Raw genomic sequence first — 24796 nt, forward strand, 5'->3', positions numbered from 1 at the left:
ACAGAGGGGACTTTGGACCGTTTCGCCACCGGGCGTGGGTGGCGGGCCGGTGGCGAAACGGTGGCCGCGTCAGAGCGGCCGCTCGTGGCCCTCCCAGTACGGGTCGCGCAAACGGCGCTTGTAGAGCTTGCCGTTGGGGTCGCGGGGCATGGTCGCGATGAAGTCGACCGACTTCGGGCGCTTGAAACCGGCGAGGCGGTCGGCGCTGTGGGCGAGGATCTCGGCGGCGAGCTCGGGCCCGGGCGTGTACCCCTCGGCGGCCTCGACGACCGCCTTGACCTCCTCGCCCCAGTCGGCGTGCGGGATGCCGAAGGCGGCGGCGTCGGCGACGGCCGGGTGGGCGAGGAGCTCGGCCTCGATCTCGGCCGGGTAGATGTTGACCCCGCCGGAGATGATCATGTCGATCTTGCGGTCGCGGAGGAAGAGGTAGCCGTCCTCGTCGAGGACGCCGAGGTCACCGACGGTGAAGAAGTCGCCGATGCGGTTCTTCGCGGTCTTCGCCTCGTCCTTGTGGTAGCGGAAGCCGCCGGTGTTCATCTTGAGGTAGACGGTGCCGAGTTCGCCGGGCGGCAGCCGCTTGCCGTCGTCGTCGAAGATCGCGAGCTCGCTGATGGGCCAGGCGCGGCCGACCGTGCCGGGCTTCTTCAGCCACTCCTCGGCGGTGGCGAAGGCGCCGCCGCCCTCGCTGGCCGCGTAGTACTCCTCGACGCAGCGGCCCCACCACTCGATCATCGCCCTCTTGACGTGCTCGGGGCAGGGAGCGGCGCCGTGGATGGCATGGCGCATGGAGCTCACGTCGTACCGCTCGCGGACCTCCTCGGGTAGGGCGAGCAGCCGGTGGAACTGGGTGGGGACCATGTGCGTGTGGGTGCAGGCGTACCGGTCGATGAGCCGGAGCATCTCCTCCGGCGCCCAGCGGTCCATGAGGACGAGCGGGTGCCCGATGTGGAGCGCGGCGGCGGCGAACTGGAGGACGGCCGTGTGGTACAGCGGCGAGCAGACGAGGTGGACGTTCCCGTCGCCCGGCCGGATGCCGAAGATGCCGAGGAAGCCGCCGAGCGGGGTCTCCTCGGGAAGCCTGCCGGGCAGCGGGCGGCGGATGCCCCGGGGGCGGCCCGTGGTGCCCGAGGTGTAGTTCATGACCCAGCCGAGCGTGCGGTCGGCGGGGGCGGAACCGTCCTGGCCGTCGAGGAGCTCCTCGTACGGGCGGAAGCCGGGGACCGTGCCGACGGCGTAGCGGCCGGACGGGTCGAGCCCCGCCTCGTCGGCGGCGAGCCCGGCGGCCTCGGCGAAGCGCTCGTGGGCGATGAGGACCTTGGCGCCGGAGTCGGCGACGATCCAGGCGATCTCGGGGCCGACGAAGTGGTGGTTGACGGGGACGAGGTAGAACCCGGCCTGGGTGGCGGCGAGATGGGCGGTGAAGAACTCGGGCCCGTTGGGCAGGACGACGGCGAAGGCGTCGCCGCGCTCCAGGCCCGCCGCGCGCAGGCCGTGGACGAGGCGGTTGGCGGCGGTGTGCAGGCGCCCGGCCGTCCACTCCTCGCCGTCGGGGGCGACGAGGACCGTACGGTCCGGGTCGGCGGCGGCCTGGGCCCAGAATCCGGCGGGGGCCGACTGGCTCACTGGCGCTGAGGTCACTGCTCGCTCCGTCCGGCGATGCGGTTGATGCGGTCGACGGCCTTCTCGAAGCCGCGCGTGAGCTCGTCGACGACCTCCTGGACGCTCCGCTCGGAGTTCATCCGCCCGACGATCTGGCCCACGGGCGTGCCGAGGAGGGGCTCGACCTCGTACTTCTGGATACGGGAGACGGCCTCGGCGACCAGCAGGCCCTGGAGCGGCATCGGGAGCGGGCCGGGGCCCGTCGGGTCGTCCCAGGCGTCGGTCCACTCGGTGCGGAGCTGGCGGGCGGGCTTTCCGGTCAGCGCCCGGGAGCGGACGGTGTCGCCGGAACCGGCGGCGAGGAGCTTGGCGGTGAGGGCGCGGGAGTGGAGCTCGGCCTCGGTGGTGGTGAGCCAGAGCGAGCCGAGCCAGACGCCCTGGGCGCCGAGGGCGAGCCCGGCGGCGATCTGCTCGCCGCTGCCGATGCCGCCGGCGGCGAGGACGGGGAGCGGGGAGACGGCCTCCACGACCTCGGGCGTGAGGACCATGGAGGCGATCTCGCCGGTGTGGCCGCCGGCCTCGTACCCCTGGGCGACGACGACGTCGATGCCGGCCTCGGCGTGGTGGCGGGCGTGGCGGGCGCTGCCCGCGAGGGCCGCGACGAGGACGCCGTGGTCGTGGGCGCGGGCGACGACGTCCGGCGGCGGGGAGCCGAGGGCGTTGGCGAGCAGCTTGATCGGGTAGTCGAAGGCCACGTCGAGCTGGCTCCTGGCGACCTGCTCCATCCAGCCGGTGATCCGCCAGCCGGAGGCCTCGCCCTCGGCGAGCTCGGGCACGCCGTGCTTGGCGAGGGTCGCGCGGACGTACGCGCGGTGCTCCTCGGGGATCATGGCCTCGATCTCGGCCTCGGTGACCCCTTCGACCGCCTTCTTCGCGGGCATCACGACGTCGAGGCCGTAGGGCAGCCCGTCGGTGTGCTCCTGCATCCAGTCGAGGTCCCGGGCAAGGTCGTCGGGCGCGGTGTAGCGGACCGCGCCGAGTACTCCGAATCCGCCGGCTCTGGTGAGGGCGGCGGCCACCGCGGGGAAGGGCGTGAAGCCGAAGATGGCGTGCTCGATCCCCAGTTTGCGACTCAGCTCCGTCTTCATGGGCGGCAGGATGCCGCAGCGGCGCGGTGGAGGGAAGAGATTTTCTGATGCTGCGTCAGATTCTTCGATTTTCCCCGCGCCCCGGGATGGGGAAGGGTGGGCGGGGGACACGGAGGCGGAACCGGCGGGAGGTACGGGTGTGACGCGGCGGACGAGGACGTTGCGGTACGGGTCGGCCGAGCGCGCCGGTCTGCTCCCCGCCCACCTGGACCGGCTCGTCACGGAGGCGGAACGCTTCCTCGGCCCCTCCCCCACGCACCCCTGGTACGCGGGGGCCGTGCTGCTCGCGGGGCGCGGGGACACGGTGGCCCTTCACCGGGCGATCGGCTGGGCGGTGCGGTACGCGGCGTACGACGAGGCGACGGGCACGGGCGTCGAGCTGCCGCCGGAGCGGTGGGTCCCGATGACCGAGGACACCGTCTTCGACCTGGCGTCGGTGTCGAAGCTGTTCACGGCGATCCTGGCGGTGCAACAGATCGAGCGCGGGACCCTGGACCTGGACGCGCGGGTCACCGCGTATCTGCCGGAGTTCGGGGGCGGCGGGAAGCGGGAGGTCACGGTCCGTCAGCTGCTCACGCACACCTCGGGGTTCCGGGCGTGGATTCCGCTGTACGAGGCGCCGACGCGGGAGGGGAAGCTGAGGCTGTTGTGGGAGGAGGTGCCGGCGCACACGCCGGGGACGGCGTACCTCTACTCCGACCTGAACCTCTTCGCGCTCCAGCTGATCCTGGAGGAGATCACCGCTCGCGGTCTGGACACCCTGCTCCACGACGAGATCACCGCTCCGCTCGGGATGCACCGCACTCGTTTCCGACCGCCGCTCTCGTGGCGGCCGGAGACCGCCGCCACCGAGGACGCCCGTCCGCCCTGGTCGGGCCTCGACCGGGGCATGGTGCGGGGCGAGGTGCACGACGAGAACGCCCACGGTCTCGGCGGGGTCGCCGGCCACGCCGGGGTCTTCTCCCGCGCCTGGGACCTCGCGATCCTCGCCCGTACCCTCCTCGACGGCGGCGCCCACGGCACGGCCCGCATCCTCTCCCCCGCCTCCGTCGACCTGATGTTCACCGACTTCAACACGGCCTTCCCCGGCGACGCCCACGGCCTCGGCTTCGAGCTCGACCAGCGCTGGTACATGGGCGCCCTCGCCACCCCCCGCTCGGCCGGCCACACCGGGTTCACCGGCACCAGCCTCGTCGTCGACCCGACGACCGACACCTTCCTGATCGTCCTCGGCAACTCCGTCCACCCGGTGCGCTCCTGGCGCTCCGGCTCCGCGCCCCGCGTCGCCGCCGCCGACGCCCTGGCCAGAGCCGTACCTGTGCGGTCGGGGCGAGGCCGGCCCTCCTGGTTCGCCGGAATGGAGCGCGACACGACCGCGCGCCTCACCCTCCCGGAGACACCCGGGGCCACCCGGCTGACCTGCGCACTGTGGTGGGACACCGCGCCCGGGGACACGGTGGCGCTCGAAGCCTCGGCGGACGGCGGGGAGTCCTGGCGGCCGGTGCCCTTCACGACCGCACGGCCGGGGGCGGAGCCCGTACCGCATCCCTCGGGCACGGTGAGCGGCTGGTCGGGGCGGGTCTGGCACGAGGTGGACGCACCGATTCCGGGGCCGGCACGGCTCCGCTGGCGGTACACCACCGGCGGGCGGTACGTCGGCCGCGGGGTGTACGTCGACGGGGCCCGGCTCCTGGACGCGACCGGGCGGCCGGTGTTCGCGGACGACCGGCCGGAGGACGGCGGACGCGTCGAGGCGGCGGGCTGGACCCGCTCGGAGGACTAGCCAGGGGGGTCTCTCGGTACTGGGTGCGGCGTGGTCGCCTCAGAAGTCGGCTCAGAGGTCGCCTCAGAAGTCGACGGCGTCGCGGATCAGGGGGCAGGTCATGCAGTGGCCGCCGCCTCGGCCGCGGCCGAGTTCGGCGCCGACGATGGTGATGACCTCCACCCCCGCCTTCCGCAGCAGGGTGTTGGTCTGGGTGTTGCGGTCGTACGTGAAGACGACACCGGGTTCGAGCGCGACGGCGTTGTTCCCGCTGTCCCACTGCTGGCGCTCGGAGGCGTAGACGTCTCCGCCGGTCTCGATCACCCGGAGCCTCGGCAGACCGAGGCCCTTGGCGACGACGTCGACGAACGGGGTGGTTCCCTCGTCGGTGATGTCGACGCCCGGCGCCTTGTCGCTCGGTCGCAGCGAGAAGGTGTGCACGGCGTCCATGATCCTCGGATAGAGCGTGACGATGTCGCGGTCCGCGAAGGTGAAGACGGTGTCGAGGTGCATCGCCGCGCGCAGCTTCGGCATGCCCGCCACGATCACGTGCTCGGCGGCGCCGTTCCTGAACAGCGCGGCGGCGACCTGGGTGATGGCCTGGCGCGAGGTGCGCTCGCTCATGCCCATGAGGACGACGCCGTTGCCCACCGGCATGATGTCGCCGCCCTCGAAGGTGGCCTGGCCCCAGTCCTGTTCGGGGTCGCCCCACCACACGGTCGAGCCCTTGAAGTCGGGGTGGAAGGTGTAGACGGCCTTCATGAGGAGGGTCTCGCCGTGGCGGGCGGGCCAGTACAGCGGGTTGAGGGTGAGTCCGCCGTACAGCCAGCAGGTGGTGTCGCGGGTGTAGAGCGTGTTCGGCAGCGGCGGCATGAGGTACTCGCGTGCGCCGACGCCTTCCCTGGCGAGGGACACGTACCCGGAGCGGAACTCCTCGGGCAGATCGGCTGTGGACAGTCCGCCGACGAGGAACTCGGCCAGCTCGCGCGGGGCGAGGGAGTCGAGGAACGCGCGGGTGTCGTCGACCAGTCCCAGGCCCACCTCGTTGGGCACGATCTTCCGGTCGAGGAGCCATGCCTTCGCCTCGGGGATCGCCATGGTCTCGGCGAGCAGCTGGTGCAGTTCGACGACGTCGACTCCGCGCTCGGTGAGCTTGTTGACGAAGTCCGCGTGGTCACGCTGGGCGTTCTCCACCCACATCACGTCGTCGAAGAGCAGGTCGTCGGAGTTGGTCGGGGTCAGACGGCGGTGCGCGAGTCCGGGGGCGCAGACCAGGACCTTGCGCAGCCGTCCGACCTCGGAATGGACGCCGAGCGCGGAGGCGGCGGAGCTGGTCTCGGTGCTTGTCATGGTCAACCTTTCCGAGGGGAGCCGGACATGTGTCCCGGCGGGTTCAGAGCTCGATCCAGCCGGCGGCGAGGGCGACGACACCGGCGACGGCCCCGACGACGGAGACCGCGCAGATGACGGCCTCGGCCGGGGAGAACAGGCGCCGGTTCTGCTCGCGCCTGGCCTTGATGAACAGGAAGGTGGCCGGGGCGTAGAGGATGAAGGAGACGAGGACGAACTTGAGTCCGGCCGCGTAGAGGAGGAACGCGGTGTAGAGGGTGGCGAGGAGGGCGACGACGAGTTCGCGGCGCGTGCCGTTCCCGGCGGCCCGCTCCTCCCGCGGCCGCAGCGCGATCTTCACGGCGAAGGCGGCGGCCAGGAGGAAGGGGATGAGGCTCAGGGAGCTCGTCAGGTCGAGGGCGAAGTTGAAGGCGTCGTCGGAGAAGGCCGTCACGACCAGGACGACCTGGCTGAGTGCCGTCGTCATCAGGAGGGCCGGAACCGGAACGTCGTCGCCGGTGGACCGCCCGAGGAAGCGGGGCATGTCCTTGTCCTTGGCCGCGACGAAGAGCACTTCGGCGGCCATCAGCGTCCAGGCGAGATAGGCGCCGAGTACGGACACGATGAGACCGACGCTGACGAAGACCTTGCCCCAGGTGCCGACGGCGGCCTCGAGGACGCCCGCCATGGAGGGCTGCCGGAGCTCGGCGATCTCGCTCATGGGCAGGATGCCGTACGACACGATGGTCACCGAGGCGAAGATCGCGAAGACGCTGACGAAGCCCAGGATCGTGGCCCTTCCCACGTCCTCCCGGCGCTTGGCGTGCCGCGAGTAGACGCTCGCGCCTTCGACGCCGAGGAAGACGAAGACGGTGGCGAGCATCGTGCCGCGGACCTGGTTGAACAGCGAGCCGGCGTAGTCGGCGCCGCCGAAGTTGTCCGCGAAGACGGACGGCTTGAAGCAGAAGAGAGCCAGGATGACGAAGACGACGATGGGGACGATCTTGGCGACGGTGACGATCCGGTTGATCGCGGCCGCCTCCTTCACCCCGCGGCGGACGAGCAGGAAGAAGCACCAGAGTCCGGCGGAGGACAGGATGATCGCGAGCGCGGTGTCACCGTCGCCGAGTGCCGGGGCGACGGCGCCGATCGTCGACATGATCAGGACCCAGTAGGTCACGTTGCCGACGCAGGCGCTGGCCCAGTAGCCGAAGGCGGAGAAGAAGCCCAGGTACTCGCCGAACCCGGCCTTGGCGTACGCGTAGACACCGGCGTCCAGGTCGGGGCGCCGGACCGCGAGGGTCTGGAAGACGAAGGCGAGCATCAGCATGCCGAACCCGGCGACCGCCCAGGCGATCAGCGCACCGGCGACACCGGTCTCCTGCGCGAACCGCCGCGGCAGGGAGAAGACACCGGCTCCGACCATGGAGCCCACGACCATGGCGGTCAGGGTCAGCAGGGTCAGTTTGGCCGCGGGCGGGGAATCGCCGGGTGAGGCCTCGGTCTGACTTTCCGCACGGGTCATGGTGTACCTCGTCGACGGGAGCTGTCGGTTGGGGACGACGACGCCGGCGGTCTGTCAGGCCGGCAGGAGCTCCGCAGGCGCTGCCCCGCTCGTGCCGGATCGTTCCACTGGAAAGGGACTCTAGTACCGAAAGTGGCAGTTGTCCCGATTTGCGCGCCCGCTCGCTCGACGAGGGCCGACGGCCTCGGCCAGGTCGGATCCGTACGCCCAGGTTCCCTCAGGCGAGGACCGTGGGCTCCGCCGCGCTGCGCAGGGCGGCCAGGACCGGGCTGATCAGCGGGTGCTCCTCGGCCCCCCGGCGTACCGCCGCGAAGACCCGGCGCGTCGGGGCGACCCCGTCCACCGGCCGGATCTCGACCCCGGAGAGATCCGTGCCCAGCAGCGCCGAGCGGGGGACGAGGGCGACCCCGGCACCGGCCGTCGCGAGGGCGACGACGGCCCTGAAGTCGTCGGAGACGTGCGCGAAGGCCGGGGCGAACCCGGCGTACTCGCAGGCCAGGACGGTCACGTCGTGGCAGGGATTGCCGGTGGACTGGCCGATCCAGGTGTCCTTGGCGAGGTCTCCCAGCGCGATGCGCTCGCCCCCGGCGAGGGGGTGGCCCTGGGGCAGGACCGCGTCGAACGGCTCCGCGTAGAGCGGGAGCCGGGTGAGGCGGGCGTCGTCCTCGCCGGGCGCGCCCCGGTACTCGACGGCCACCGCCACGTCCACCTGCCGGTCCAGGACCATGAGCAGGCTCTCGTCGCCCTCCGCGTCCCTGACCCGCACCCGGATGCCGGGCGCGGAGTCCGCGAGCGCGCGGATGGCGGGGGCGACCACGAGGCCGATGCCGGTGGCGAAGGCGGCGACCGTGACCGTACCGGCGTCACCGGAGTCGTACGCGGCGAGTTCGGACTCGGCGCGCTCCAGCTGGGCGAGGACGGCGTTGGCGTGGCTGAGGAGGATCTCGCCGGCCGGGGTGAGGCGGGCGCCGCGCGCGCTGCGGTCGACGAGCCGGTGGCCGGTCTCCTGCTCCAGGGCGGCGAGCTGCTGGGAGACGGCGGAGGGGGTGAGATACAGCGCGGCGGCCGCCGCCGTGACCGTGCGGTGGTCGGCCACCGCACGGAGGATGTGCAACCGCCGCGCTTCGATCATGTTCCTATTTTCGCAGGCGCCGGGGCCTGCTCAGGACCCTTGCGGAGCCCTGTTCCCGCCTCAGCCCTGGAGGGCGGCGCGGGCGTCGACGAAGGCGTCGACGGCCCGGTTCACGTCCTCCGTGGAGTGCGCGGCGGACAGCTGCACGCGGATGCGCGCCTGGCCCTGCGGCACGACGGGGTACGAGAAGCCGATCACGTACACGCCGCGCTCCAGGAGCAGTTCGGCCATCCGTCCGGCGACGGCGGCGTCGCCGATCATGACGGGGGCGATGGCGTGGTCGCCGGGGAGGATGTCGAAGCCCTCCTCGGTCATGCGGGAGCGGAAGAGCGCCGTGTTGGCGTTCAGCCGCTCGCGCAGGTCGCCGGCGGACTCCAGGAGGTCGAGGACCTTGAGGGAGGCGGCGGCGATGACCGGGGCGAGGGTGTTCGAGAAGAGGTACGGGCGCGAGCGCTGGCGCAGCAGGGCGACGATCTCGGCGCGGGCGGCGACGTAGCCGCCGGAGGCGCCGCCGAGGGCCTTGCCGAGGGTGCCGGTGATGATGTCCACGCGGTCCATGACGCCGTGCAGCTCGGGGGTGCCGCGGCCGCCGGGGCCGACGAAGCCGACGGCGTGCGAGTCGTCGACCATGACCATGGCGTCGTACTGCTCGGCGAGGTCGCAGATCGCGTCGAGCGGGGCGACGTAGCCGTCCATGGAGAAGACGCCGTCGGTGACGATCAGCTTGCGGCGGGCGCCGCCCTCGACGGCGGCCTTGAGCTGCTGCTCCAGGTCGGCCATGTCGCGGTTGGCGTAGCGGAAGCGGCGGGCCTTGGAGAGGCGGATGCCGTCGATGATCGAGGCGTGGTTGAGGGCGTCGGAGATGACGGCGTCCTCGGGGCCGAGGATCGTCTCGAAGACGCCGCCGTTGGCGTCGAAGCACGAGGAGTAGAGGATCGTGTCCTCCTGGCCGAGGAAGGAGGACAGGCGCGCCTCCAGCTCCTTGTGGACCTCCTGCGTGCCGCAGATGAAGCGGACGGACGCCATGCCGTAGCCCCAGCGGTCGAGGGCCTCGTGGGCGGCGGCGACGATCTCGGGGTTGTCGGCGAGGCCGAGGTAGTTGTTGGCGCAGAAGTTCAGGACCTCGCCCGGGCGGCCGCCCGAGGTGACGGCGACGGTGGCCGACTGCGGGGTGCCGATGACGCGCTCGGGCTTGTGGAGCCCGGCCTCGCGGATCTCTTCGAGGGTGGCGCGGATGTCGTCGCGTACGGAATCGAACATGGGTCAGGCTCCCGCAGTCCAGTCGAGGATGATCTTGCCGCTCTTGCCGGAGGCCGCGTCGTCGAAGGCGGCCTCGAAGTCCGTGTAGTCGTACCGGCCGGTGATGACGGGGCTGAGGTCGAGACCCGCCTCCAGGAGCACCGACATCGCGTACCAGGTCTCGAACATCTCGCGTCCGTAGATGCCCTTGACCGTGATCATGGAGGTGACGATCTTCGCCCAGTCGACGGCGAAGTCCTCGGCGGGCAGGCCGAGCATGGCGATCTTGCCGCCGTTGGTCATGTTGGCGACCATGTCCCGCATCGCGTGCGGGTTGCCCGACATCTCCAGGCCGACGTCGAAGCCCTCCTTGAGACCGAGGGTGCGCTGGCCGTCGGCGATGGTCTGCTCGGCCACGTTGAGGGCGAGGGAGACGCCCGTCTTGCGGGCCAGGGCGAGGCGCTCCTCGCTGACGTCGGTGATGACGACGTTGCGCGCGCCGGCGTGCTTGGCGACGGCGGCGGCCATGATGCCGATCGGGCCGGCGCCGGTGACGAGGACATCCTCGCCGACGAGCGGGAAGGAGAGCGCGGTGTGCACCGCGTTGCCGAAGGGGTCGAAGATCGCGGCGACGTCGAGGTCGACGGGGACGCGGTGCACCCACACGTTGGAGGCGGGCAGCGCGACGTACTCGGCGAACGCGCCGTCGCGGCCGACGCCGAGGCCGATGGTGGCGCGGCAGAGGTGACGGCGGCCGGCGAGACAGTTGCGGCACTTGCCGCAGACGAGGTGGCCCTCGCCGCTGACCAGGTCGCCGACGGCGATGTCCGCGACGTCACGGCCGACGGAGACGACCTCGCCGACGAACTCGTGGCCGATCGTCAGCGGGGTGGCGATCGTCTTCTGCGCCCAGCCGTCCCAGGAACGGATGTGCAGGTCGGTGCCGCAGATACCGGTCCGCTTGACCTTGATGAGCACGTCCCCGGGGCCGGTCTCCGGCTCGGGCACGTCCGTGAGCCAGAGTCCCGGCTCCGCCTTCAGCTTGACCAGCGCCTTCAATGCAACGGCTCCCGACGTGCGTGTCCTGTGATGTACGGGTGCGGGCACACTTCGGCGCCCAAGATCCCTGGAACAAAATCTTCCGTACGTCGCGCTCGTGGTCCATCGAGGATTTCTTAAGCGCGCTCGCAGATCAGCTTCACACCCACGGCGGGAGGCCGCCACGCGTCAGCGACCGAGCACCGCCATGGCGGCGTTGTGGCCCGGGATGCCGCTGACGCCACCGCCGCGCACGGCACCGGCGCCGCAGAGGAGGACGTTGGCGTGTCCGGTCCCGACCCCCCACCGCCCACTGTTCCGGTCCTCGTCCGGCTCGTCCGGCTCGTACGGGAAGGAGAGATCCCGATGGAAGATGTGCCCGCCGGGCAGCCGGAGATCGCGTTCGAGGTCGAGCGGCGTCTTGGCCTCGACGCAGGGCCGGCCGTCGGCGTCGAGGGCGAGGCAGTCGGCGATCGGCTCGTCGAGGTGGGCGTCGAGCTGGGCGAGGGTCGCCTTGAGGAGCGCGGCGCGGGCGCCGTCGTTGTCGGCGGCGAAGAGCCGGGCGGGCGCGTGGAGCCCGAAGAGGGTGAGGGTCTGGTGCCCGGTGGCGGCGAGCTCGGGCCCGAGGATGGTCGGGTCGGTCAAGGAGTGGCAGTAGATCTCGGAGGGCGGGGCGGTCGGCAGCTGCCCAGCCGCCGCCTCGGCGTGGGCGGCGGCCAGCTGCCCGTACCCCTCGGCGACGTGGAAGGTCCCGGCGAAGGCCTCACGGGGATCGACGGACCGGTCCCGGAGCCTCGGCAGCCGGGTCAGCAGCATGTTCACCTTCAGCTGCGCGCCCTCGGGCGCGGGCGGCGGCGTCTCGCCGAGCAGGACGGCGAGCTCCTGCGGGGAGGCGTTGACGAGCACCCGGCCGGCCTCCACGCTCCCCTCCGTGTCGGCGGTCCGGTAGGAGACGGCGGCCCGTGCCCCGTCGCTCTCGATCCGGACGACCTCGTGCCCGGTGAGGATGCGGGCCCCTGCGGCCCGGGCGGCGTCCGCGAGCGCGTCGGTGAGGGCGCCCATGCCGCCGACGGGAACGTCCCAGTCCCCCGTACCGCCGCCGATCACGTGATAGAGGAAGCAGCGGTTCTGCAGCAGGGTCGGGTCATGGGCGTCCGCGAAGGTGCCGATGAGCGCGTCGGTGAGAACGACGCCTCGGATCAGGTCGTCCTGGAAGGTCCGCTCGACGGCAACACCGAGGGGCTCCTCGAAGAGCATCCGCCACGTCTCGTCGTCGCCGACGCGCGCGCGGAGGGCCTCCCGGGTCGGGAGCGGCTCGGTGAGCGTGGGAAAGATCCGCCGCGCGGCCTCGGCCGTACGCCCGTAGAACGCCCGCCACGCCTCGAACTCCCGGTCGGACCCGGTGAGCGCGGCGAAGGAGGCCCGTGTCCGCGCCTCCCCGCCCCCCACGAGCAGGCCCCCGTCCCCCCGGGGCGTGTACGAGGACACCGACCGCTTCCGCACGGCGAACCGCAGCCCGAGCTCCCGCACGATCTTCTCGGGAAGCAGCGAGACGAGATACGAGTACCGCGAGAGCCGGGCATCGACCCCGGCGAACGTCCGCGCGGACACGGCGGCCCCACCGGTGTGCCCCAGCCGCTCCAACACCACCACGGACAGTCCGGCCCGAGCCAGATAGGCGGCGGCCACAAGCCCGTTGTGCCCACCTCCGACGATCACGACATCGGCGGATCGAGGCGCGCCGGAGGCGCCAAGGGCACCGGAATGCGAGACGAGGTCGGTCATGACTCATGCTCACACGCCCCGGCGAAGACAGGGAAGAAGCCCGAGCTGCGCAAGCACATGGCGCGGGAAGAGCGGTTGCTGCGGGTGTGAACGACCGTAGCGGATCCGCGTGGGCGCATACTGGCAGCAATGACAAAGCCCAGTGCACCAAAGCGCTTCCTGCCCACCAGCCCCTTCAAAGCCCCCGTCGCGCCTCCTCCCAAGCTGTTCGCCGTAGGCGACCAGGTCACCCACGACGTGTACGGACTCGGCCGGGTCACCGGCATCGAGGACGGGATAGCGGCGATCGTGGATTTCGGTGCGACGCAAGAGCGGATCTTGAGTCCGTACGCCAAGATGAGCAAGCTCTAGGACCACGACGCCCGGTCACGGCACACCGGTATCCCGCGCGAAGAGGATCCCCGTCATCCGCTCCTGTGAGAAGGCCCAGGTCCGCGACCTGGGCCTTCGGCGTTGTCCGGATCTCGACGGGTGGCGGCCCTATCGGATGCGAACGCCGGACCTTCATAATGGAACGCCGGTTTCCGGGTGGGGAGGCTTGGGTGTCGTCGTCGTCGGAGCGTAGTACCGCAGGCGTCCCGGACGCGTTACGTGTCGCAGCACGGGAGCACGGGCTGGGGGCCCGCAAGGGGCTGGTGCAGAACGAGCCGAAGCGCTTCCCCTGGGGTGGCGTGCTGCCCGTGGGCGTGCTCGGCGTGTTCCTCGGGTGGCTGGCCCTGTCGTACGCGATCGAGGACCAGCGGGAGCAGGGCGCCTGGTACTACTCGCTTCCGCTGCTCATTCTCGCGGCGATCCCGCTGGTATTCGTCGGGTACTTCCTCCTTGTCTGGCTGCTCCGTCCCCGGCCGCCCCAGATCTGGGTGGCCTGGTACGAGCACGGCGCCCTCCGGCACGTCGACCGCGGGCAGACGGAGGCGTACACCTGGGACGAGATCGCCTCCGTCACCCGGCAGGACATCACGGTGAGCAATGGGGTCACCAGCGCCACCACGCACCGGCTGACCATCCAGCCCGAACAAGGTGCCGAGATCGTGGTGGGGGACGAGTTCGGCGGGATGGTCCCGTTCGCCGAGGGCCTCGACGACGCGTTCGGCCACGCACGGGTGCCGCGGGACGCTGCCCGGCTGGAAGCCGGTGAACGGATCGACTTCGGAGTCGTCGACATCGACATCTCCGGCGTCGGACAAGGCAGCCGCCGCATCGGCTGGCGGGAGGTGGCGCGAGTCGACGTGAAGCAGGGCCGCGTAGAGATCCACCGTCACGGCGACCGCAAACCGTGGATGACGCTCCCGGCCCCCGGCTTCCCCAACCTGACCGTCTTCCTGACCCTCGCCGACGCGCTGCGGCGGCACCACGCATCCTGAGAAGTGTCGGCCCCTCGCGTCGCGGTCCCGCGCACCATGCGGGCCTACGGCCTCCGTTTCCGCAGGCCAGAGGCCATCAGCATGCCCAGGTGCCGGTGCGATTCCCCAGCTCATGGCGCGGGTTCGCTTCTCGCCATCCCCTCGTGAACGATGCGTGGCCCCATGTCGCCGTGGACGGCGAGGCCGCCGTGCGGGGCCAGCCGGTCGAGGTCGGCCAGGCGGGCCGGACCGCCGACGGGGTCGGGGAACGCGGCGCGGGACGTCAGGTGGTCGTAGCCGAGGCCGGCCGCGTAGGCGGCCTGCTCGGCACCGCCGTCACCGCCGACGTCGACGATGCGGGTGGCGACGGCGGCTTTGGTCGTGCTGGGATCCCTCGGCACCCTCGTGGGTTACGTGGCCGCAGGTGTCCTCTTCGCCGTCGTCGTGGCCGTCGGTGTGGCCGTCGGTGTGGCGGGTCGGCGCCACGAGCGGGGCCGTGAGGGATGATCATCGGATGACTGAGATCATCCTGATGTCCGATCCGCGCGTCGCCGCGATACCCGTCGAAGAGTGCGGCGAAGCGCTCGTGGACCTCCGTCGGGACGGGCGGCTCGTCGTCGACGCGCGCAAGGAGGACGCCGACGGTGCCTTTTCGCACCTGAGGGCCGGCGTCGTCGAGCGGCTGGTGAAGGCTCAGGCCTTGTTGCCGGGCGGGGTGCGGCTGCTGTTCGTCGAGGGGTATCGGCCGCCGTCGCTCCAGCGGGCGTACTTCGAGGAGTACGCGGACGAGCTGCGCGCGCTGCACCCGGAGTGGGGTGCGGAGGAGATTCGTAGCGCTGCCAGCCGTTACGTGTCCCCGCCGGAGATCGCGCCGCACAGTGCGGGGGCGGCGGTCGATCTGACGCTCGTCGGGGCCGACGGGGGCGAGCTCGATCTGGGGACCCGGATGAACGCCGGGCCGGAGGAGAGCGACGGTGCCTGTTACACCGGGGCGGCGAACGTGAGTGCCGAGGCCCGGGCCAATCGGGAGCTGCTCGGGTCCGTGCTGACCGCCGCCGGGCTCGTCAACTACCCCACGGAGTGGTGGCACTGGTCCTACGGTGACCGGTACTGGGCGCTAGCGACTGGGGCGAGCGCCGCGCTCTACGGGCCGAAGGAGCTCGCGGCGGCCGGCTGAGCGTCGGTCACCCGGTGGTTCTCGCCTGGCAGCGGGCCTCGTCGGACAGGGCCGTGCGGGTGTCGGGGTGATCGGGGCCCAGGACGCGGATGCGGGCGGCGGCGATGTCCTGGTACGCCGCCAGGGCCTCGGAGGCGCGGCCCAGGCGCTCCAGGGCCACGGCGGTCTCGCGGTGGCTGGCGAGGGTGTCCGGGTGGTCGGGGCCGAGGACGCGCTCCCGGAGGGAGCGGACGCTCTCGGACTCGTCGAGGGCCTCCGCCCAGCGGCCGAGGCGGCCGAGGTTGACCGCCAGGGCATGGCGGGCGCGGAGGGTCTCGGGGCCGTCCGAGCCCTGCACGCGCGTGCGGGCGGCGACGACGTCCCGGCAGACGGCCAGGGCGTCCGCCGCCTGGCCGAGTCGGCCCAGGCAGACCCCCGTCTCGTACCGGGCGGCGAGGGTGTCGGGGTGGTCCTCGCCGAGGGCGGCGGCGCGTGCGTCGGCCACCGCGCGGTACTGCGCGAGGGCCTCCGTGCCGCGCCCGAGGCGCGCCAGCGTGAACGCGACCTCGTGGCGGGTCACGAGGGTGTCGGGGTGTCCCTCGCCGAGCAGTCCGGCCCGGGCCTCCGCGACCTCGTGCGCCGTACGGTACGACTCCTCCAGGCGGCCGAGGCGGCCGAGCGTGAAGGCCAGGTTGTGGCGGCAGCGCAGGGTGTCCGGGTGGTCGGCGCCGACCGTGCGCTCGCGGGCGGCGAGCACCTCCACGTACACCTCGTACGCCTCCGGGTGCCGGCCGAGGCGGCCGAGGGCGTACGCCCGCTCCTGGCGCGCGGCGAGCGTGTCGGGGTGGTCGGCGCCGAGCACGCGCGCGCGTCCCCGGGCGACCCGCTCGAAGACGGCGAGTGCCTCGGCGGGGCGGTCGAGCCGGGCGAGGGCGAAGCCGACCTCGTACCGGCTGGACAGGGTGTCCGGGTGGTCCTCGCCGAGCGCGCGGGCGCGGTGGTCGGCGACGGACCGGTGGACCGACTCGGCCTCGTCCCAGCGGTCGAGGCGGCCGAGGCCGATCCCGGCCCGGTGGCGTCCGGCGAGGACCGCGAGGAGCTCCGCCGAGGCGCCGAGGGCGGGGGCGGAGGCCGGCGCGGGGGTCTCGGACGCGAGGGAACTCGCGTCGGAGGCGTGCCGGGCGGTGGTCCACTCGGTGGTGAGGACGGCGGCGACCGGGTCCTGGAGGGCGGGTCGCGCCGACGCGGCCACGGTGGAGAGGCGGAGTCCGCCGCTCATGTCCCGGGCCCACGCGGGCGCGTGCGGGGCCCCGGGCGTGGCCGCGGGCGTGTGCGGCGCCTCGGGCACGCCGGGGACCGGGTAGGGCGCGGTGGGCGCGAGCCCGGTGCTCGCGCCTTCGGTCGCCGGGTCGTACGGCGTCCGCGGAGCGGGCGGCACGTGCGGGCCGACACGGCCGGAGACGATCCGGCGGCGCAGGTCGCCCGCGTCGGCCGGCCGCTCGGCGGGGGTCTTGGCGAGCAGGTCGACGACGAGCCGGTCGAAGTACGGCGGCAGCTCGGCACGGTGGGCGCGCGGCGGGCTCGGCACGGTGTCCCGGTGGCCGATGAGGATGGCCCAGGAGTCGCCGAGGTCGAACGGCGGGGACCCGGTGGCCAGTTCGTACAGCACGCAGCCCAGCGAGTAGAGGTCGCTGCGGTGGTCGACCTCACCGCCGCCGATCTGCTCCGGGGACATGTAGTGCGGGGTGCCCATGGCGATGCCGGTGCCGGTGAGCTTGGAGGTGAAGCTCATGTCGGTGCCGAGGCGCGCTATCCCGAAGTCGCAGATCTTCACCGTCCCGTCGTGCAGCCGCATGATGTTCGCGGGCTTGAGGTCGCGGTGCACGATGCCCTGCCGGTGCGTGTACGCGAGGGCGTCGGCGACCTGGTCGGCGATCTCGACGACGTCCTGGACGGGCAGCGGGTTCTGCGGGTCGGCCGCGAGGAGCTGGCTGAGGTTCCGGCCCTCCAGGAGCTCCATCACGAGGAAGAGCACGCCGTCGTACTCGCCGAAGTCGTGGACGACGGTGATGCCCCGGTGCTGGAGCGCGGCGGCGACGCGCGCCTCGCGCCGGAAGCGCTCGCGGACCACCGTGAGGAACTGGGGGTCGTGCTGCGGGCCGAGCGGCTTGAGGCACTTCACGGCGACCCGGCGGCCGAGCGCCTCGTCCGTGGCACGCCAGACCTCGCCCATGCCCCCGCGGCCGATGACCTCGTCCAGGCGGTACCGGCCCTGGATCAGCCTGGTCTCCCCCATCGTGTGCAGTCGCCCCCGTCGTTTCTTTATGTTCCCCCGACATGTCCAGTATGGCCGCCGCCTCTGACAGTGGGTACGGGCAGGGCGTGTGTCAGCGTCCGGAACCCTTCTCGCGGGCGTCCGTCCCACTCCCCGGGCCGAGGTTCGCGTACGGGTCGGGCCGGGTGTCGGCGCCGAGCCGGGCCATCGCGCGGAGGATGTGCCGGGGCGGCAGCCTCCAGCGGAGCCGGGCCGGGACGCAGCGCAGGAGGTTGGCCGTGGCGACGAGCCGGTGGGTGACGGTGTCCTCGTCGGGCGCGGCGGTGCCGTAGAGCGCGTGGGCGTACGGGGGCAGGGTGTCGTACGCGAGCGCCGCCACGCGCCGCCAGATCACCTCGCGCGCCGGTACCAGCACGGGTTTGACCGGTGGGCGGCGCAGGAAGTCCTCGACGGTGCGCGCGTCGGCGCCGCCGGCGAGCCGGGGCCGTATCTCCTCGAAGTAGGAGGCGAGTTCGGCCACGGAGGCCGGGGCGCCCTCCGGGTCGAGGCCGACGAGCCGGGCGGAGACGCGGTGCTCGTCGACGTAGCGGTCCGCCTGCGCGTCGGTCATCGGGACGCCGGAGCGACGGGCCACGGAGAGGTACGAGTCGACCTCGGCGCAGTGGACCCAGAGCAGCAGCTCGGGATCGTCCACGCCGAGCAGCCGGTGGATCCTGCGGACACGGGCGCCCGCCGCCTCGGCGGCCTCCGCGGTGCCGTAACTGAGGGTGCCGACAAAGCTCGCGGTCCGCAGGAGACGGCCCCAGGGGTCCTCGCGGAAGGTGCTGTTGATCATGATCCCGCGCACGGCGACGGGGTGAAGGGCCTGGAGCCACAGGGCCCTGACTCCGGCGATCCACATCACCGGGTCGCTGTGCAGCTGCCAGGTGACGGATTCCGGGCCGAAGAGTCCGGGGTCGGGACCAGGGAGTCCGGGGTCGACGTCCTGCCTCATGCCGCTCAGGCTACGCCGGAAGCAGTACCTCCAAACCGGGCCGGAGCGAACGAAAACGCCGGGCACGCGCGTGCGTGCCCGGCGTCTCCCTCCGGTCAGGCAGCCTCGGCGTCCTCACCACCGCCCGCCGTGCCCTTCCGGACCGTGCAGTGCAACGAGTCGTCGACGACGTCCGCCACGATCGTGTCGCCGGGTTCGGCCTCGCCGCCGAGCAGCAGGGACGCGACCCGGTTGTCCAGCTCCCGCTGGATCGTGCGGCGCAGCGGGCGGGCGCCGAAGGCCGGCTGGTACCCGTGCGCGACGAGGAGCTTCTTCGCCGCCTCGGTGACCTCGAGGGTCAGACCCTGGGCGTGGACGCGGTGCTTGCTGCGGTCGAGGAGGTTCTCCAGGATCTCCGACAGGTCGCCCTCGGTGAGGCTGTGGAAGACGATGATGTCGTCGATGCGGTTGAGGAACTCGGGCAGGAACTTCTGCCGCAGGTCCTGCATCAGCTCGTCCTTGAGCTCGGCCGCGTCGCCCTCGTGGGCGAGGATCCGGTGGGCGCCGATGTTGGACGTCATGATGACGACGCAGTGCCGGAAGTCGACCGTGCGGCCCTGGCCGTCGGTGAGGCGGCCGTCGTCGAGGATCTGGAGCAGCGTGTTGAAGACGTCGGGGTGGCCCTTCTCCACCTCGTCGAAGAGGACCACGCTGTACGGCTGGCGGCGGACCTTCTCGGTGAGCTGGCCGGCCTCCTCGTAGCCGACGTATCCGGGAGGGGCGCCGACGAGCCGGGCGACGGTGTGCTTCTCCTGGAACTCGCTCATGTCGAACCGGATCATCCGGTCCTCGTCGCCGAAGAGGAGCTCGGCGAGGGTCTTGGCGAGTTCGGTCTTGCCGACGCCGGTGGGGCCGAGGAAGAGGAAGGAGCCGACGGGACGGTTCGGGTCGCCCATGCCGGCGCGGTTGCGGCGGACGGCCTCGGAGACGGCGGTGACGGCCTCTTCCTGGCCGACGATCCTCGCGTGCATCTCCTCCTCCAGCTTGAGCAGCTTCTCCTTCTCGCTGGCGGTCAGCTGGGCGACGGGGATGCCGGTGCGGCGGGAGACGATCTCGGCGATGTCGGCGGCGGTGACGGACACGACGCCCTCGCGGCGCTCTTCCACTCCGGCGAGTTCGCCCTCGACCTCGGCGATCTGCCGCTTGAGGTCGGATGCCTTGTCGAACTCCTCGCCCGCGACGGCCTGGTCCTTCTCGCGGCGGAGCTTGGCGAGGCGGTCCTCGCGGCTGACGACCTCGGTGGAGCGGCCGGCGCTGCGGAGCCGTACGCGCGCGCCCGCCTGGTCCATGAGGTCGATGGCCTTGTCGGGCAGGAAGCGGTCGCTGATGTACCGGTCGGAGAGCTCGGCCGCCGCCGTCAGGGCGCCGTCGGCGAACCGGACCCGGTGGTGGGCCTCGTACGCGTCCCGGAGTCCTTCGAGGATCTGGACCGTCTCCTCGACGGTGGGTTCGGGGATGAGCACGGGCTGGAAGCGGCGTTCGAGGGCGGCGTCCTTCTCGACGTGCTTGCGGTACTCGTCGATCGTCGTCGCGCCGACGACGTGCAGCTCGCCGCGCGCGAGGGCGGGCTTGAGCATGTTGCCCGCGTCCATGGCGCCCTCGCCGGTGGCTCCGGCGCCGACGACGGTGTGGAGTTCGTCGATGAAGAGGATGATCTCGCCCTCGGACTCCTGGACGTCCTCGATGACCTTCTTGAGGCGCTCCTCGAACTGGCCGCGGTACTGGGCTCCCGCGACCATGCCGGACATGTCGAGGGAGACGACCCGCTTGTCCTTGAGGGTGTCGGGCACCTCGCCCGCGACGATCCGCTGGGCGAGGCCCTCGACGATGGCGGTCTTGCCGACGCCGGGCTCGCCGATGAGGACGGGGTTGTTCTTGGAGCGGCGGGACAGGATCTCGACGGTCTGCTCGATCTCGTCGGCGCGGCCGACGACCGGGTCGAGCCTGCCCGCCCGCGCCTCCTCGGTGAGGTCGCGGCCGAACTCGTCGAGGGTGGTGGCGGGCTGCTGGCCCTGCTTCCCGGCGGCGGGCGAGGCGTCCCCGCGGGAGGCCTGGTCGGCGAGGCCGCGCACCTTGGGTACGTCGACGTCCTCGGCGCGCAGGAAGCGGCCGGCGCCCGAGTCGGCGTCGCGCAGGAGCGCGCCGAGGATGTGCTCGGGGCCGATGTAGGAGACGCCGGCGGCCTGGGAGGTGGCGTGGGCGAGGGCGAGGGTCCGCTTGGCGGCGGGGGTGAGGCCGGGCTCGGCGGAGGGTTCGGCGGACTCGCTCGGAAGCGCCTTCTCGATCTCGGCGGCGAGGCCGGCGGGGTCGACGCCCGCCTGGGCGAGGAGCCGCCGCGAGGGGTCCACCTGGGTGGTGGCCCAGAGCAGGTGCTCGGTGTCGAGGTCGGCGGTGCCGTCCTCGGCGGCCTTGCGCGCGGCCAGGTTGAGCAGGTCGCGGGACGATTCGGTCAGCAACCGTCCGATGGGCACGCGCTGCACCGCCGGGGGAGACGAGGCGGGCGACATCCCGAAGAACCGGTTCAGCAGGTCACTGAAGGGATCGGACGAACCGAAGGGTGAACCGAACGCCATCGACATGACGGACTCCAGACGCACAGCGGCAACGGCCCCCCTGACTTTCCCCCACCGCCACGAAAACCCGTCGGCGCCTGCCCCGCAAACGCAGGCGGGCGGACGGCCGCAGGAGCCGGAATGCGCCGAAGCTCCGCGTTTCAGGCGCCGTTGTCAGAGGGCTGTGCCAGAGTGGATCATGACTGGGGCAGCAGGGAACACACCCGTACGGCCCGCCGCCGACCCGCGGCCGAGAGTCCCGACAAGAGCGGAGAATCACTCATGCGCGTCAAAGCCCTCGACCACCTGGTCCTCAACGTGACCGACGTCGAAAGGTCCCTGGAGTTCTACGTCGGCTCGCTCGGCCTGGAGCCCGAGCGCGTCGAGCAGTGGCGCGAGGGCAAGGTGGGGTTCCCGTCCGTGCGCATCGACGAGAGCACCATCATCGACCTGTTCTCGCGTCCCCGCGGCGAGTCGAACGTGGACCACATATGTCTGGTCGTGGACCCGCTGGACTGGCAGGAGGTCATCGACACCGGCGAGTTCGACGTCATCGAGGGCCCGGTCCCGCGCTGGGGCGCGCGCGGCTCGGCGCAGTCGGTGTACGTGAGGGACCCCGACGGCAACACGGTCGAGCTGCGCTGGTACCCGCAGGACGTCACCGAGGCCTGAGCGGCCCGTAGCCGCTCGGTCCCGGCCCGTACCGGCTCCGTACCGGCTCCCTACCGGCTCCTTGGCGTGACCGACCGCCCGCCGCCCCGTCCCCGTGCGGGGCGGCGGGCGGTCGCGCATGCTCGGAGCAGGGAAAGGGGCCGCCATGTCCTGGCTCGTGACGCCGCTGGGCGCCCTCCTGGTGCTGCTGGTCCTCAGGGACGTCTTCCACACGCTGTGGCACCCGACCCGGCACGGCGGACTGAGCAGGCTGATCATGCGGGCCGTGTGGCGGCTGTCGGCCCATCGCCGCGCGCGCTGGCGCCCGGCGGGGCTCGCCGGGCCGCTCGGGATGATCCTGGTGGTCGTCGCCTGGGCGGTGACGGTGTCCGTGGGGTGGGCGCTCGTCTACTGGCCCCGGATGCCCGGGGACTTCTCGTACGCGGACGGGCTCACGCCCTCCGAGCACGCGGGCCCGCTCGACGCCCTGTACCTCTCGCTGGTCACCCTGGCCACGCTCGGCCTGGGCGACATCGCGCCCACGGCGGGCTGGCTGCGCGTCCTGGCCCCCGTGGAGGCCCTCGTGGGCTTCGTCCTGCTCTCGGCGACGGTGGCCTGGATCCTCGGGATCTACCCGGCGCTCGCCCGCCGCAGGACGCTCGCCCTGCGCCTCTCCCACCTGCGCGGCAGCCGGGCCTCGGCCGGGGCCCTGGACTCCGCCGGCGGGGCGGCGGTCCTCGACGGGCTCGCCGCCGGTCTCGCCACCCTCACCGTCGACTTCCTCCAGTACCCGGAGTCGTACTACTTCCACGACGCCGACGAGGACACGGCGCTGCCCCGGCGGCTCGGGTACGCCCTGGGCCTCGCCGACCGCGCCGACGGGGCCGCCCATCCGGACGTCCGCCTCTCCGGCTCCGTCCTGCGCCGGGCCCTCGACGACCTCGCCGCCGTCCTCGACGAACGCTTCCTGCGGACCGGCGGGACGACCGACCGCGTCTTCGCGGCCTACGCCCGCGACCACGGGCATCCGTGGGCCGCCCAGGGCCCGCAGCCAGGCCCCGGCGCCGGGCGTTAGACCGCCCCCGCGGCCCCCGCAGCCCCCGCCGCCTCCGCCGCGATCCGGTCGAACTGGGCGCCCATCGCCTCGGCGAGCGCCTTGGCGGCGGACAGCGGCCGGACCATGACCATGAAGTCGTCGATCCTCCCCTCCTCGTCGAAGTGGAGGAAGTCGCAGCCCTGGATCTCCCGTCCGCCCACCGTGGCGGTGAAGACGAGCGCGTGGTCGCGGCCGTCCGGGTTCGCGATCTCGCGGACGTAGGTGAAGTCCTCGCAGACCCTGATCACCCCGCGCAGGATGGCGGCGGTGATCGCCTTGCCCGTGTACGGCGTGAAGGCGACGGGGCTGGTGAACACGACGTCCTCGGCGAGGAGCGCCTCGATGGCGGCCTCGTCTCGATCCTCGACGGCCTTGCGGAACGGATGCACGACACCCCCTGTACTCAATAAATTGACTAGGTGCGTCGGAGGCTATGTTCCCGCCCCGGGGGCTGTCCAGCCCTCCCCCGGGGCGACGCGCGGACGTCCGGGCCCGCTCAGCGGCGGACGCGGGGCATGCCCAGACCGATCCAGGAGATGATCTCGCGCTGGATCTCGTTGTTGCCGCCGCCGAAGGTGAAGATGACGGCGGAGCGGTAGCCGCGTTCCAGTTCGCCGTGGAGGACGGCGCCCTTCGAGCCCTCCTTGAGGGCGCCCGCCGAGCCGACGACCTCCATGAGGGCCGCATAGGCGTCGCGGCGGGCCTCGGAGCCGTACACCTTGACGGCGGAGGCGTCCTGGGGGGTGAGGGTGCCGTTCTGGACGGCGCTCACCATCTGCCAGTTGAGGAGCTTCATCGCGTCGAGGCGGGCGTGGGTACGGGCCAGGGTGCGGCGGACCCAGGGGAGGTCGAGGACCCGGCGGCCGTCGGTGAGCTCGGTCGCGGCGGCCCAGCGCTGGACGTCGTGGAGGGCGCGGATCGCCATCGTGCCGTGTGCCGCGAGGGTGACGCGCTCGTGGTTGAGCTGGTTGGTGATGAGCCGCCAGCCCTTGTTCTCCTCGCCGACCCGGCGGGAGGCCGGGACGCGGACGTCGTCGTAGTAGCTGGCGGTCGTGTCGTGCGAGGCCAGGGTGTTGATGATGGTGCAGGAGTAGCCGGGGTCGCTCGTGGGGACCAGGAGCATGGTGATGCCCTTGTGGGGCGGGGCGTCCGGGTCGGTGCGGACCGCGAGCCACACCCAGTCGGCCGTGTCGCCGTTGGTCGTCCAGATCTTCTGGCCGTTCACCGTGTAGTGGCCGGTCTCCGTGTCCCCCTCCCGCACCGCGCGGGTCTTCAGGGCGGCCAGGTCGGTGCCCGCGTCGGGCTCGCTGTAGCCGATGGCGAAGTCGATCTCGCCGGAGAGGATCCGGGGCAGGAACCAGGCCTTCTGCTCGTCGGTGCCGTACCGCATGATCGTCGGCCCGACCGTGTTCAGGGCCATCAGCGGCAGCGGCACGCCCGCCTGGGCGGCCTCGTCGAAGAAGATGAACTGCTCCATGGGGGTGAGGCCACGGCCCCCGTACTCCGTGGGCCAGCCGACCCCGAGCCAGCCGTCGGTGCCGAGACGGCGCACGGTCTCGCGGTAGAAGCGCTTCTGCGCGGCCGGCTCCTCGTACCGCGTGTGGAAGTCCTCGGGGACGAGTTCGGCGAAGTACGCCCGCAGCTCGGCGCGGAGGCGGTTCTGCTCGGGCGTGTATTCGAGGTGCATGCGGGCCTCCCGTGGCGGCGTGCTGCGACGGCGGCCACGGTAGAACGTGTTCCATAAATGCGGAAGCCCCCGCGGGGCCGAGCCCGCTGGGGAAGCCCCCGCGAGGCCGAGCCCGCGCGGCACGCACGCCGCTGCCCCGGTTCGCCCGCCGAACCGGGGTCGTGCGGCAAAGGGGCCGACTGCCCTCCCCTGTCTAGGGCAGCAGCTCGTCCATGGATGCCCGGCCCTTCTCGGCGATGCGCCGTTCGGCCCACTCCAGGTTCTTCGGATTCACGTCACGGCCTGATGCGAGGACCAGGTCCTCCGCCGTGAACTCGCCCTCCGAGCCGGCGTGGAGCAGCCGGTCCGGGGTCGGGCTCTCCCCCGGGGACGTCTTGTCGGGCTCAGCGTTCATGCCGCCTCCTACGTGTTCTTCCGACACCCGCCATTCTCGTGTGGCGCCCACG

The 24796-nt window shown here is 72.2% G+C and carries 21 protein-coding genes; 6 read left to right on the forward strand and 15 right to left on the reverse strand.

The window, feature by feature from the left end; all coding sequences use genetic code 11:
* Window positions 1–69 precede the first annotated feature (69 nt).
* The gene (locus tag ACFC0Z_RS09285; RefSeq protein ID WP_376434442.1) at window positions 70–1638 is read right to left on the reverse strand and encodes an acyl-CoA synthetase; all 1569 of its coding nucleotides are present in this window, start codon (window positions 1636–1638) and stop codon (window positions 70–72) included.
* Window positions 1635–2747 carry an NAD(P)H-dependent flavin oxidoreductase gene (locus ACFC0Z_RS09290; protein WP_376434444.1) on the reverse strand — a complete coding sequence of 371 codons (1113 nt, stop codon included), beginning with the start codon at window positions 2745–2747 and terminating at the stop codon, window positions 1635–1637. Before ACFC0Z_RS09290 ends, ACFC0Z_RS09285 begins: the two co-directional genes overlap by 4 nt.
* Before the next feature lie 10 nt (window positions 2748–2757).
* Here ACFC0Z_RS09290 and ACFC0Z_RS09295 point away from each other — a divergent pair, with 10 nt between their 5' ends.
* A complete protein-coding gene (locus ACFC0Z_RS09295; RefSeq protein WP_376435061.1) occupies window positions 2758–4530 on the forward strand; it encodes a serine hydrolase in 1773 nt (590 codons plus the stop codon).
* Window positions 4531–4593: 63 nt separating this feature from the next.
* Here the strand turns inward: ACFC0Z_RS09295 and ACFC0Z_RS09300 are convergent, their stop codons facing one another.
* The 6 genes from ACFC0Z_RS09300 to ACFC0Z_RS09325 form a co-directional block, all read right to left on the reverse strand.
* A complete protein-coding gene (locus ACFC0Z_RS09300) occupies window positions 4594–5859 on the reverse strand; it encodes an arginine deiminase (RefSeq protein ID WP_376434446.1) in 1266 nt (421 codons plus the stop codon).
* A 43-nt stretch (window positions 5860–5902) separates the two neighbouring features.
* Window positions 5903–7363, reverse strand: a complete 1461-nt coding sequence (locus tag ACFC0Z_RS09305; RefSeq protein ID WP_376434448.1) for a basic amino acid/polyamine antiporter — start codon at window positions 7361–7363, stop codon at window positions 5903–5905.
* 217 nt (window positions 7364–7580) lie between these two features.
* A complete protein-coding gene (locus tag ACFC0Z_RS09310) occupies window positions 7581–8495 on the reverse strand; it encodes a LysR family transcriptional regulator (protein ID WP_376434449.1) in 915 nt (304 codons plus the stop codon).
* A gap of 60 nt (window positions 8496–8555) precedes the next feature.
* Entirely contained in the window at window positions 8556–9755 is a 1200-nt protein-coding gene (locus ACFC0Z_RS09315; protein ID WP_376434451.1) for a glycine C-acetyltransferase, read from the reverse strand.
* Between the two features lie 3 nt (window positions 9756–9758).
* The gene (gene tdh, locus ACFC0Z_RS09320; RefSeq protein WP_376434453.1) at window positions 9759–10793 is read right to left on the reverse strand and encodes an L-threonine 3-dehydrogenase; all 1035 of its coding nucleotides are present in this window, start codon (window positions 10791–10793) and stop codon (window positions 9759–9761) included.
* 168 nt (window positions 10794–10961) lie between these two features.
* On the reverse strand, window positions 10962–12557 hold the full coding sequence (locus ACFC0Z_RS09325; RefSeq protein WP_376434455.1) for a phytoene desaturase family protein: 1596 nt from the start codon (window positions 12555–12557) through the stop codon (window positions 10962–10964).
* 129 nt (window positions 12558–12686) lie between these two features.
* On the opposite strand from ACFC0Z_RS09325, the gene ACFC0Z_RS09330 reads away from it, so the two are divergent.
* Together ACFC0Z_RS09330 and ACFC0Z_RS09335 are read left to right on the forward strand one after the other, a co-directional pair.
* Window positions 12687–12908 carry a hypothetical protein gene (locus tag ACFC0Z_RS09330; RefSeq protein ID WP_376434457.1) on the forward strand — a complete coding sequence of 74 codons (222 nt, stop codon included), beginning with the start codon at window positions 12687–12689 and terminating at the stop codon, window positions 12906–12908.
* A gap of 284 nt (window positions 12909–13192) precedes the next feature.
* Window positions 13193–13921, forward strand: a complete 729-nt coding sequence (locus ACFC0Z_RS09335; protein ID WP_376434459.1) for a DUF6585 family protein — start codon at window positions 13193–13195, stop codon at window positions 13919–13921.
* A 110-nt stretch (window positions 13922–14031) separates the two neighbouring features.
* Here ACFC0Z_RS09335 and ACFC0Z_RS09340 read toward each other — a convergent pair whose 3' ends face one another.
* Window positions 14032–14301 carry a hypothetical protein gene (locus tag ACFC0Z_RS09340; RefSeq protein ID WP_376434460.1) on the reverse strand — a complete coding sequence of 90 codons (270 nt, stop codon included), beginning with the start codon at window positions 14299–14301 and terminating at the stop codon, window positions 14032–14034.
* A gap of 113 nt (window positions 14302–14414) precedes the next feature.
* On the opposite strand from ACFC0Z_RS09340, the gene ACFC0Z_RS09345 reads away from it, so the two are divergent.
* Entirely contained in the window at window positions 14415–15077 is a 663-nt protein-coding gene (locus tag ACFC0Z_RS09345; RefSeq protein ID WP_376434462.1) for a M15 family metallopeptidase, read from the forward strand.
* A gap of 7 nt (window positions 15078–15084) precedes the next feature.
* On the opposite strand, the gene ACFC0Z_RS09350 is transcribed toward ACFC0Z_RS09345, so the two are convergent.
* The 3 genes from ACFC0Z_RS09350 to ACFC0Z_RS09360 form a co-directional block, all read right to left on the reverse strand.
* Complete coding sequence (locus ACFC0Z_RS09350; protein WP_376434464.1) at window positions 15085–17352, reverse strand: tetratricopeptide repeat protein; 2268 nt, start codon at window positions 17350–17352, stop codon at window positions 15085–15087.
* A 91-nt stretch (window positions 17353–17443) separates the two neighbouring features.
* A complete protein-coding gene (locus tag ACFC0Z_RS09355) occupies window positions 17444–18325 on the reverse strand; it encodes an oxygenase MpaB family protein (RefSeq protein ID WP_376434466.1) in 882 nt (293 codons plus the stop codon).
* Window positions 18326–18420: 95 nt separating this feature from the next.
* On the reverse strand, window positions 18421–20943 hold the full coding sequence (locus tag ACFC0Z_RS09360; RefSeq protein ID WP_376434468.1) for an ATP-dependent Clp protease ATP-binding subunit: 2523 nt from the start codon (window positions 20941–20943) through the stop codon (window positions 18421–18423).
* Window positions 20944–21198: 255 nt separating this feature from the next.
* Here ACFC0Z_RS09360 and ACFC0Z_RS09365 point away from each other — a divergent pair, with 255 nt between their 5' ends.
* Window positions 21199–21588 (forward strand): VOC family protein, encoded by a 390-nt coding sequence (locus ACFC0Z_RS09365; RefSeq protein ID WP_376434470.1) that lies wholly within the window; start codon window positions 21199–21201, stop codon window positions 21586–21588.
* 145 nt (window positions 21589–21733) lie between these two features.
* Window positions 21734–22642 (forward strand): potassium channel family protein, encoded by a 909-nt coding sequence (locus ACFC0Z_RS09370; RefSeq protein WP_376434472.1) that lies wholly within the window; start codon window positions 21734–21736, stop codon window positions 22640–22642.
* On the opposite strand, the gene ACFC0Z_RS09375 is transcribed toward ACFC0Z_RS09370, so the two are convergent.
* The 3 genes from ACFC0Z_RS09375 to ACFC0Z_RS09385 form a co-directional block, all read right to left on the reverse strand.
* Entirely contained in the window at window positions 22639–23052 is a 414-nt protein-coding gene (locus tag ACFC0Z_RS09375) for a nuclear transport factor 2 family protein (protein ID WP_376434473.1), read from the reverse strand. The two genes, ACFC0Z_RS09370 and ACFC0Z_RS09375, sit on opposite strands and share 4 nt — an antisense overlap.
* A 107-nt stretch (window positions 23053–23159) precedes the next feature.
* A complete protein-coding gene (locus ACFC0Z_RS09380; RefSeq protein WP_376434475.1) occupies window positions 23160–24350 on the reverse strand; it encodes an acyl-CoA dehydrogenase family protein in 1191 nt (396 codons plus the stop codon).
* 193 nt (window positions 24351–24543) lie between these two features.
* Window positions 24544–24744 carry a hypothetical protein gene (locus ACFC0Z_RS09385; protein ID WP_376434477.1) on the reverse strand — a complete coding sequence of 67 codons (201 nt, stop codon included), beginning with the start codon at window positions 24742–24744 and terminating at the stop codon, window positions 24544–24546.
* Window positions 24745–24796 lie beyond the last annotated feature (52 nt).

Source organism: Streptomyces sp. NPDC056144, from assembly GCF_042264145.1.
In the GTDB taxonomy this organism is placed as follows: domain Bacteria; phylum Actinomycetota; class Actinomycetes; order Streptomycetales; family Streptomycetaceae; genus Streptomyces.

Bases quoted from the DNA above. Each gene is read 5' to 3' on its own strand.
- ACFC0Z_RS09345 (WP_376434462.1), top strand. From the start codon at position 14,415: ATGACTGAGATCATCCTGATGTCCGATCCGCGCGTCGCCGCGATACCC.
- ACFC0Z_RS09355 (WP_376434466.1), bottom strand. From the start codon at position 18,325: ATGAGGCAGGACGTCGACCCCGGACTCCCTGGTCCCGACCCCGGACTC.
- ACFC0Z_RS09370 (WP_376434472.1), top strand. From the start codon at position 21,734: ATGTCCTGGCTCGTGACGCCGCTGGGCGCCCTCCTGGTGCTGCTGGTC.
- ACFC0Z_RS09305 (WP_376434448.1), bottom strand. From the start codon at position 7,363: ATGACCCGTGCGGAAAGTCAGACCGAGGCCTCACCCGGCGATTCCCCG.
- ACFC0Z_RS09365 (WP_376434470.1), top strand. From the start codon at position 21,199: ATGCGCGTCAAAGCCCTCGACCACCTGGTCCTCAACGTGACCGACGTC.
- ACFC0Z_RS09325 (WP_376434455.1), bottom strand. From the start codon at position 12,557: ATGACCGACCTCGTCTCGCATTCCGGTGCCCTTGGCGCCTCCGGCGCG.
- ACFC0Z_RS09310 (WP_376434449.1), bottom strand. From the start codon at position 8,495: ATGATCGAAGCGCGGCGGTTGCACATCCTCCGTGCGGTGGCCGACCAC.
- ACFC0Z_RS09315 (WP_376434451.1), bottom strand. From the start codon at position 9,755: ATGTTCGATTCCGTACGCGACGACATCCGCGCCACCCTCGAAGAGATC.
- ACFC0Z_RS09300 (WP_376434446.1), bottom strand. From the start codon at position 5,859: ATGACAAGCACCGAGACCAGCTCCGCCGCCTCCGCGCTCGGCGTCCAT.
- ACFC0Z_RS09330 (WP_376434457.1), top strand. From the start codon at position 12,687: ATGACAAAGCCCAGTGCACCAAAGCGCTTCCTGCCCACCAGCCCCTTC.
- ACFC0Z_RS09360 (WP_376434468.1), bottom strand. From the start codon at position 20,943: ATGTCGATGGCGTTCGGTTCACCCTTCGGTTCGTCCGATCCCTTCAGT.
- ACFC0Z_RS09290 (WP_376434444.1), bottom strand. From the start codon at position 2,747: ATGAAGACGGAGCTGAGTCGCAAACTGGGGATCGAGCACGCCATCTTC.
- ACFC0Z_RS09380 (WP_376434475.1), bottom strand. From the start codon at position 24,350: ATGCACCTCGAATACACGCCCGAGCAGAACCGCCTCCGCGCCGAGCTG.
- ACFC0Z_RS09385 (WP_376434477.1), bottom strand. From the start codon at position 24,744: ATGAACGCTGAGCCCGACAAGACGTCCCCGGGGGAGAGCCCGACCCCG.
- ACFC0Z_RS09295 (WP_376435061.1), top strand. From the start codon at position 2,758: ATGCCGCAGCGGCGCGGTGGAGGGAAGAGATTTTCTGATGCTGCGTCA.
- ACFC0Z_RS09350 (WP_376434464.1), bottom strand. From the start codon at position 17,352: ATGGGGGAGACCAGGCTGATCCAGGGCCGGTACCGCCTGGACGAGGTC.